Raw genomic sequence first — 7,998 nt, 5'->3', positions numbered from 1 at the left:
GCGAACAGCGCTCGAAGCGCATGCGCGAAGCGCGAGTCTCGAGCGCTGTTCGCGCGGCCCTCCAGGGGCCGCGCTCGAGCGCGCCAGCGCTCCAACAACACAGCCCAATACCCCCGTGGTGCACAAAACCCCAAGGCAGTTCCGCACGACACCCGAGCCCGGCAGACACCGCACTCGGGCGCCGTCACCCCGCTACAAACTCGCCCGCAGCGCCTTCTTATCGATCTTGCCAACAGCCGTAACCGGCAGCGAATCCGCTTGGCGGACCAGATCAGGCAGCTTGTAAGTAGCCAAACCACGTCCGGTGAGAAATGCCTTCAGCTCAGGAAGCGTCGGCAAAGCCCCGGTCACCACCAAAACCACACAAACCTTCTCACCGAGCGACGGATCGGGCACCCCCACCGCCGCGGCATGGCGGACGGCAGGATGAGCCAGCAGGTGTTCCTCCAACTCGTCGCAGGAGATGTTCTCACCACCGCGATTGATGACATCCTTGATGCGTCCACTGACCACCAGATGACCGGTGGGCAGCTGACGGACAAGATCGCCGCTACGGTAGAACCCGTCGGGGGTGAACGCGCGCGCGTTGTGTTCCGGGGCACGGTAGTAGCCGCGCAGGGTGTAGGGACCGCGGGTCAGCAGCTCGCCCTCCTCGCCGGGAGCCACGTCGTTGCCCTGACTATCGACGACACGGATCTCGTCGGCGGGCGAGAGTGGCTTGCCCTGGGTGGTGTAGACGAGTTCGTCGGCGTCGTCGAGGCGGGTGAAATTCAGCAGCCCCTCGGCCATACCGAACACCTGCTGCAACCGGCACTGCAGCGCCGGTTCCACTTCGCGGGCGTTCACCTCGGCCAGCCGTGCGCCACCCACCTGGAGCAGGCGCAGTGAGCTCAAATCGGCGTCTTCCCAATCCACCGCGGCACTCCACAACTGGGCAAGCGGCGGCACCACGGCGCTCACGGTGACGCGATGCTTCTCGATGGCGGCGAACGCGGCCTCAGGGCTCGGGTCGAGGGTGAAGGCGACGGCCCCGCCGGTGGCGACGGTACCGAAGATGCCGGGGCAGGCCAGCGGGAAGTTGTGTGCCGCAGGCAAAGTCGCGAGGTACACGTCGTCGGCGGTGAGTTCGCACACCTGCGCGCTTGCGGTGGCGTTGTAGACGTAGTCGTCGTGGGTGCGGGCGATGAGCTTGGGCAGCCCGGTGGTTCCGCCGGAAACCAGCATCACGGCGATCTCGGCGGGGTCCACGTCGGGCAGCGAATCACCTTGCGCCGGAACGGTGTCGAGGGCGCGGAACTCACCGGGATCGCCCGCGACCAGGACATGCGCCAGGCTCGGGACGGCGGCGCGCACCGTGGCGGCCAGCTCGCGGTAGTCGAAATCGCCGAGCCGGTCCGGGATCAGGTAGGCAACGGCCTCCGACAGTGCGGCCAGGTGCTCGATCTCGGCGCGGCGGTGCGCTGGGAGGGTGAGTACGGGGATGATGCCCGCCCGCAGGAGGCCGAACAGGGCTGTCGCGAACTCGGGGATATTCGGCAGCTGCACGATCACCCGGTCGCCGGGGCGGATGCCGAGGGCGAGCAGTCCGTGGGCCATGGCGTCGGCGGCGGCGTCGAGTTCGGCGTAGGACCGCACGGCGGCGTCGCTGAGGACCGCGGGGCTCGACGGCTGGGTGCGGGCGGTGTCGCGCAGCAGGTCACCGAGCGTGCGCCCGGACCAGTAGCCCGCCGTGCGGTACTCCCGCGCTGCCGCCTCGGGAAACGGAACGTAGCCCTCGCGATGGCCAGTCGACGTAGTCACAGTCGAACCCTCCGGTCGATCCAGATCAAAGCGGCCGAGAACCGGGGGTGCTCGACCATAGGTTAGGCAACCCTATCTCAGTGGAGTAGGCTGCCGGCGAGCAGTATCGAATCCGTCCGGGGTCGGACGGCGAGCAAGGAGTGATCGGCAGATGGAGACAGCACCCGCGAACGGCGCCGGAATCGACCGTGCCGAGATCCGTGCCGCGATCGCCCGTCACCTCGACATCACCCCCGACGCTGTCGCCGACGCCGACGACCTGATCCAGCTCGGCCTCGACTCTATCCGCACCATGAAGCTCGCGGGTGCCTGGCGCAAACGCGGCATCAAGGTGAACTTCGCTCTCCTCGCCGCGCACCCGACCATCGATGCCTGGCACGCCTTACTCAACGGCGCCGACCCGGAATCCCTGAGCACCGCCGCGGTGGATCCGGTGGGTCGGGACCAGGCGCCGAATGTCGTAGAAGACTCGGCCACGTCACCGCGACAGGCCGAGGATATCGAGCCGGGTGCGCAAACGGTCGAGCCGCACCGAGCCGACGACGGCGGAAACGGTTCTGCCGCAGAGGTATCCGAGCTCGCCGCCGACGACGGTACGCCGTTCCCCCTCGCTCCCATGCAGCACGCGTACTGGATCGGCCGCTCCGACGCGCAGGAGCTGGGTGGTGTCGCCGCGCATCTGTATGTCGAGTTCGACGGGCAGGATGTGGACCCGCAGCGCCTTGAGCGGGCCGTGGAGCAATTGCTCGTGCGCCACCCGATGTTGCGGACGAGGTTCCTGCCGGACGGCACCCAGCAGACCCTCGACCGCCCGGGACGGGCCGTCTTCGGGGTCACCGATCTGCGTGCGATGTCCGAGGACGAGGCGCAGCGCAAGCTGGAGGAGCTGCGTGACCAGCGCACCCATCAGCGGATGGCCGTGGAGGACGGCCAGGTGATCGATATCGCCCTCACCCGGCTGGCCGACGGTCGCACCCGCCTGCACCTCGATGTCGACATGCTCGCCGCCGACGCCATGAGCTACCGCATTCTCGTCACCGATCTGGCCAGGCTCTACCACGGCGAACAGCTCGCCCCTCAGGACTACACATTCCGCCAGTACCTGGCCGAACAGCCGTCCACCGACGAGGAGCGCGAACGCGACCGCGACTGGTGGCGCGACCGGCTCGCCGAACTACCCGGCGCACCCGAACTGCCGCAGGCACAGCACGTTTCGGATGCGAACCGCACCGTCCGCCTGCACCGGTGGCTGTCTCCGGAGGCCAAGGCGCAGGTGTTCGACGCCGCCCACGCGCGCGGCATCACCCCGGCGATGGCGCTGGCCTCGGTGTTCGCCGAGACTATCGGCGGCTGGTCGGCCCAGCGCCGCTTCCTGCTGAATCTGCCGCTGTTCCACCGGGAGCCGGTGCACCCGCAGGTCGACGGCGTGGTCGGCGACTTCACCTCCTCGGTGCTGCTCGAGGTCGATGTCACCGAGCCGGCCACCGTCGCCGATCGCGCGCGCACCCTGCAGCAGCGCCTGCACGAGGCGGGCGCCCATTCGGCCTACTCGGGCCTCGAGGTCCTGCGTGATTTGGGCCGTCAACGCGGCGAACCGGTGCTGGCCCCCATCGTCTACACCAGTGCCCTCAACCTCGGCGAACTGTTCGCCGACACCGTCACCGACACCTTCGGTGAGCCGGTCTGGATCATCTCCCAGGGCCCGCAGGTGCTGCTCGACGCCCAGATCACCGAGGTTCGCGGCGGCCTCCTGCTCAACTGGGACATCCGCGAATCCGCCTTCCCGCCCGGCATGGTCGACGACATGTTCGCCCGCTACATCGAGGCCATCGAACGCCTGGGCGGCCAGACTTCCGCACCGGAGTCGGCTGCCGAGCCCGTCTCGAACACCGCGGGATCGTCGTCTGCCGCGGCCGAGGCGTCCGCGCCGGTCGCGATCACGCCGGAGGCGACCAAGCGCGAAAGCTCCCGCCCTCAATCCGCAGGCTGGCAGGCCGAGGCGGGTGTGCGGATCCCCGTGCAACAGGCGGCAACTCGCGCTCGTGTGAACTCCACAGCCGCGCCGCTGAGCGGAAATCTGCTGCACACCGGCTTCTTCGCGAACGCGGCAACGAATCCGTCCGCACCCGCCGTCATCTGGGAGACCGCCGGACAACTGACCTACGGCGAACTCGCCGCCGACGCCCTCGCCGTGGCAGGCGCCTTACGCGAAGCCGGTGTGGCACCGGCTGATTCGGTGGCGGTGCAGTTGCCCAAGGGCCCCGACCAGGTGGTCGCCGTTCTCGGTGTGCTCGCCGCGGGCGCGGTGTACGTGCCGATCGGTTTCGACCAGCCCGCTGCCCGCCGCGCGGAAATCCTCGCCACCGCCGACGCGGTCGCGGTCCTCACCGTCGGCGGTACCCAGATCCCCGAGGCTCGCGTCATCGACCTGGCCGAGGCCCGCAACCACCGGGAACCCATGGCGCGACCCATCTTCAGCGACCCCGAGACCATCGCCTATGTGCTGTTCACCTCCGGCTCCACGGGCAAACCCAAGGGTGTGGAGGTGCCGCATCGCGCGGCGATGAACACCATCGACGACCTCAACGACCGGTTCGCCGTCGGTGCGAACGACCGCGCGCTTGCCCTGTCGGCCCTCGAGTTCGACCTGTCGGTCTATGACATCTTCGGCCTGCTCTCAGTGGGCGGCGCCGTGGTCACCGTCGACGACGCGCAGCGCGGCGATCCGGCCAGCTGGGTGGAAATCATTCGTCGCCACAAGGTTTCGCTGCTCAACTGTGTGCCGAGCCTGCTCGACATGCTGCTCACCGCCGCCGGTGCACAAGCGCTGCCGTCGCTGCGCACGGTGATCCTCGGTGGCGACTGGGTGGATGTCGCGCTGCCCGCACGCCTGGCGGCCGTGGCGCCGGACTGCCGCTTCGCCGGTCTCGGCGGAGCGACCGAAACCGCCATCCACTCCACCATCTGCGAGGTCGTCGGCGCCGAGGTCCCGGCCGAATGGACGGCCGTTCCCTACGGCACCCCGTTGCGCAATGTGCGGTGCCGCGTGGTCGGCCCCGCGGGCAACGACTGCCCCGACTGGGTGAGCGGCGAACTGTGGATCGGTGGGGACGGGGTGGCCGCCGGGTACCGCAAGGACCCCGAACGCACCGCCGACCGCTTCGTCACCCACGAGGGTGTGCGCTGGTATCGCACCGGCGACCTGGCCCGCTACCTACCCGACGGCGGCCTGGAATTCCTGGGCCGCGCCGATCACCAGGTGAAGATTCGTGGCTACCGGGTGGAACTCGGTGAGGTGGAGAGTGCCCTGCGCGCCGTACCCGGCGTGCGTCACGCGGTCGCCGCCGTGGTCGGCAAGGCCGCGCCGAAACTGGTCGCGCTGGTGGTGCCGACGCCGGGCACCGTCCTCGATGCCGACATCGTGCTGGCCGCCACCGCCGAACTGGTCCCCACCTATATGGTGCCGACCCGCCTGGAACTGCTGCCCGAACTCCCACTCACCTCGAACGCCAAACCCGACCGTAAGGCCATTCGCGCGGTACTCGAAAAGGGCGAGTCCGCTGAGGAATTCGTCGCGCCGCGCACCGATCTCGAACGCGCGCTCGCGGCGGTGATCGGCGAGGTCCTCGCCACCGAACGCATCGGTGTCACCGACGACTTCTTCGCTCTCGGTGGTGATTCGGTGCTCGCCACCACCGCTGTCGCCCGCATCCGGGAATGGCTCGACGCACCCGACACCGTGGTCGCCGACCTGTTCACCGCCCGCAGCGTCGAGGGTCTCGCGAAGCGAATGACACAGCGGGAGAACGAGTCCGGTACGCCGGGCAGGTTGGCGGCGGTCGCGACCATGTATCTCGAGGTGGCCGCGATGACCGACGAGGAGATCCTCGCACAGTCCTGATCGGAGGGCGGTTCTCGATTCGCGGTTGTCCCAGCTCGCACTACACTTCGGTCGGTGAGCAAGTGGACTACCGCTGACCTATCCGACCAGACCGGCCGCACTGTCATCGTGACCGGCGCCAACAGCGGTCTCGGCGCCGCCACCGCGCGGGCGCTGTCCGCGAAAGGCGCGCGGGTGATCCTGGCCTGCCGCAATACGGCCAAGGCCGAGCAGGTGGCGAGCGAGTTACCGGGGCAGACCCAGGTGCGTGAGCTCGATCTGGCCGACCTGAACTCGGTGCGCGCTTTCGCCGAGTCGATCGAGCGGGTCGACGTGCTGATCAACAACGCGGGTGTGATGGCGCTGCCGTTGCGCCGCACCGCCGACGGTTTCGAAATGCAGTTCGGCACAAATCATCTCGGACATTTCGCGCTCACCAACCTGCTGCTGGACCGGATCGCCGACCGGGTGGTCACCGTGTCGAGCAACGCGCACCGCATCGGCCGTATCGACCTGACCGACCCCAACTGGGAGCAGCGCCGCTACGACCGTTGGCGCGCCTACGGCCAGTCCAAGCTGGCCAATCTGCTGTTCGCCACCGAACTGCAGCGCCGGCTGGCCGGTGAGGGGTCGTCGGTGCTCTCGGTGGCCGCGCACCCCGGCTACGCCGCGACCGAACTCATGTCGCACACCGAATCGGTGCAGGAAGTCTTCATGTGGCTCGGCAACCGGATGTTCGCCCAGAGCCCCGCCCAGGGCGCGCTGCCCACGCTGTTCGCCGCCACCGCCGACGTGGAGCCCGGCGGGTTCTACGGTCCCGACGGCCTGTTCGGCCTGTGGGGCTATCCGGCGCCGTGCGCGATGGCCGCGCCCGCACACGATCGTGCCCTCGCCGCCGAACTCTGGGAGCTGTCGGAGAAGCTGTGCGGTCTGCTCTGAGGTGATCGCGATCACCCATGTCACACTCCGGCGCCGCGCGTCGTCGTAGAGGTGTATTCCACCCGACGAAGGAGTGATCATGGAAGCGCGTTTCGACCTCTACAACAACCCCGTCGCCATCAGCTTCGTGAAGCGGCTGCAGACCGCGGCCAAGGTGATCGACGGCTCGCCGCTGCCGAAGGCCACCCATGAGCTGGTGAAGATCCGCGCGTCGCAGATCAACGGGTGCAGCTTCTGCGTCGACATGCACACCAAGGATGCCGCGCACATGGGCGAATCCTCGGTGCGGATCAACCTGGTCGCCGCGTGGCGCGAGGCCAACGTGTTCACCGAGGCGGAGCGGGCCGCGCTCGCCCTCACCGAGGAGGCGACCCGCGTCGCCGACGGCGGCCAGGTCACCGACGACACCTGGGCCCAGGTCCGCAAGCATTACGACGACGACCAGATCGCCGCGTTGATCGCCGCCATCGCGACGATCAACGCCTGGAACCGGCTCAACGCCATCGCCCACACCCCGGCGGGCGACTACGTGGCCGGCCAGTTCGGCTGAGAATCCGGGGGCACTCAGGCGAATCGGTGCCCGTATTCGGCCGCCCACTGCGCGAACGTGCGCGCTGGGCGGCCGAGCACGTTCTCGACCGTCGGGTCGACGGTGTAGGACTCCGGGCTCGATTCGGCGTACCAGCCGATCACGTACTCGGCATCCGCCCGCGACACCCCGGTCGCCGTCAACCGCTCGATCGCCTGTTCATGGCTGATGGTCACGAACGCGATCTCCCTTCCGGCGGCCTCGGCGAGTACGGCCAACCGTTCCTGCGGCGTGAGCGCCTGCGGGCCGGTGAGGTTGTAGGCGCGCCCGGCGTGCCCGTCCTCGAGCAGCGCGACCGCGGCCACCGCACCGATATCGGCCTCGTGCACCAGCGCGCTCGGATGCGCGTAGGGCTCGCGCACCACGCCCTCGGCCCGGATCGAATCGGCCCAGGTGAGCGTGTTCGCCATGAACTCCTGCGGTTCCAGCCGCGTCCATTCCACGCCGGAACGTTCGATCGCCTGCTCGACGGGACCGACGCCGCCACCCCAGACCACTGTGATGCGCCGCACGCCCGCCGCCACCGCCCGGTCGACGAGTTCCTGGCCCACCTCGGCCAGACCCGCCGTCACGGTCACGTGCAATCGGTCGACACCGCTCCAGTCGAGCGTGCCCGGCTCGGTGTGCGTTCCGCCGACCAGTTCCACCTCTGGACCGAGGAGTGCGCGTGCCCTTTCGGTGTCGCGGGTGAGTGCCTTGACCTTCTCGCCGCGCTCGACGAGTTCACGAACCACCTGGCGCCCGGTATTGCCGGTCGCGCCCGTAACCAGTGTTGTCACAGTCGATTTCC

The 7,998-nt window shown here is 68.8% G+C and carries 4 protein-coding genes and 2 pseudogenes; 4 read left to right on the top strand and 2 right to left on the bottom strand.

The annotated features are described in order from the left end of the window. Positions 1–192 precede the first annotated feature (192 nt). Positions 193–1,800, bottom strand: a complete 1,608-nt coding sequence (locus tag AB0I35_RS31800; protein ID WP_357400013.1) for an AMP-binding protein — start codon at positions 1,798–1,800, stop codon at positions 193–195. A 151-nt stretch (positions 1,801–1,951) separates the two neighbouring features. Between AB0I35_RS31800 and AB0I35_RS31795 the strand changes: the two are divergent. The 4 genes and pseudogenes from AB0I35_RS31795 to AB0I35_RS31780 all read left to right on the top strand — a co-directional run. Beyond that, positions 1,952–2,164: pseudogene (locus AB0I35_RS31795) on the top strand (phosphopantetheine-binding protein); the annotation flags it as partial. Positions 2,165–2,398: 234 nt separating this feature from the next. Next, positions 2,399–5,701: pseudogene (locus AB0I35_RS31790) on the top strand (amino acid adenylation domain-containing protein); the annotation flags it as partial. A gap of 54 nt (positions 5,702–5,755) precedes the next feature. After that, positions 5,756–6,619, top strand: coding sequence for an oxidoreductase (locus AB0I35_RS31785; protein ID WP_357400012.1), 864 nt, complete (start codon positions 5,756–5,758; stop codon positions 6,617–6,619). A 79-nt stretch (positions 6,620–6,698) separates the two neighbouring features. After that, the gene (locus tag AB0I35_RS31780; RefSeq protein ID WP_067492565.1) at positions 6,699–7,169 is read left to right on the top strand and encodes a carboxymuconolactone decarboxylase family protein; all 471 of its coding nucleotides are present in this window, start codon (positions 6,699–6,701) and stop codon (positions 7,167–7,169) included. A gap of 14 nt (positions 7,170–7,183) precedes the next feature. On the opposite strand, the gene AB0I35_RS31775 is transcribed toward AB0I35_RS31780, so the two are convergent. Beyond that, on the bottom strand, positions 7,184–7,987 hold the full coding sequence (locus AB0I35_RS31775; RefSeq protein WP_357400011.1) for an NmrA family NAD(P)-binding protein: 804 nt from the start codon (positions 7,985–7,987) through the stop codon (positions 7,184–7,186). Positions 7,988–7,998: the final 11 nt, after the last annotated feature.

Source organism: Nocardia sp. NPDC050378 (assembly GCF_040655675.1).
Lineage (GTDB): Bacteria > Actinomycetota > Actinomycetes > Mycobacteriales > Mycobacteriaceae > Nocardia > Nocardia coubleae.
Note: the sequence above shows the minus strand (reverse complement) of the source record. Positions and strands in the feature narration are given on the sequence as shown.

Coding starts and splice junctions, on each gene's coding strand:
- AB0I35_RS31780 (WP_067492565.1), top strand. CDS start 6,699: ATGGAAGCGCGTTTCGACCTCTACAACAACCCCGTCGCCATCAGCTTC.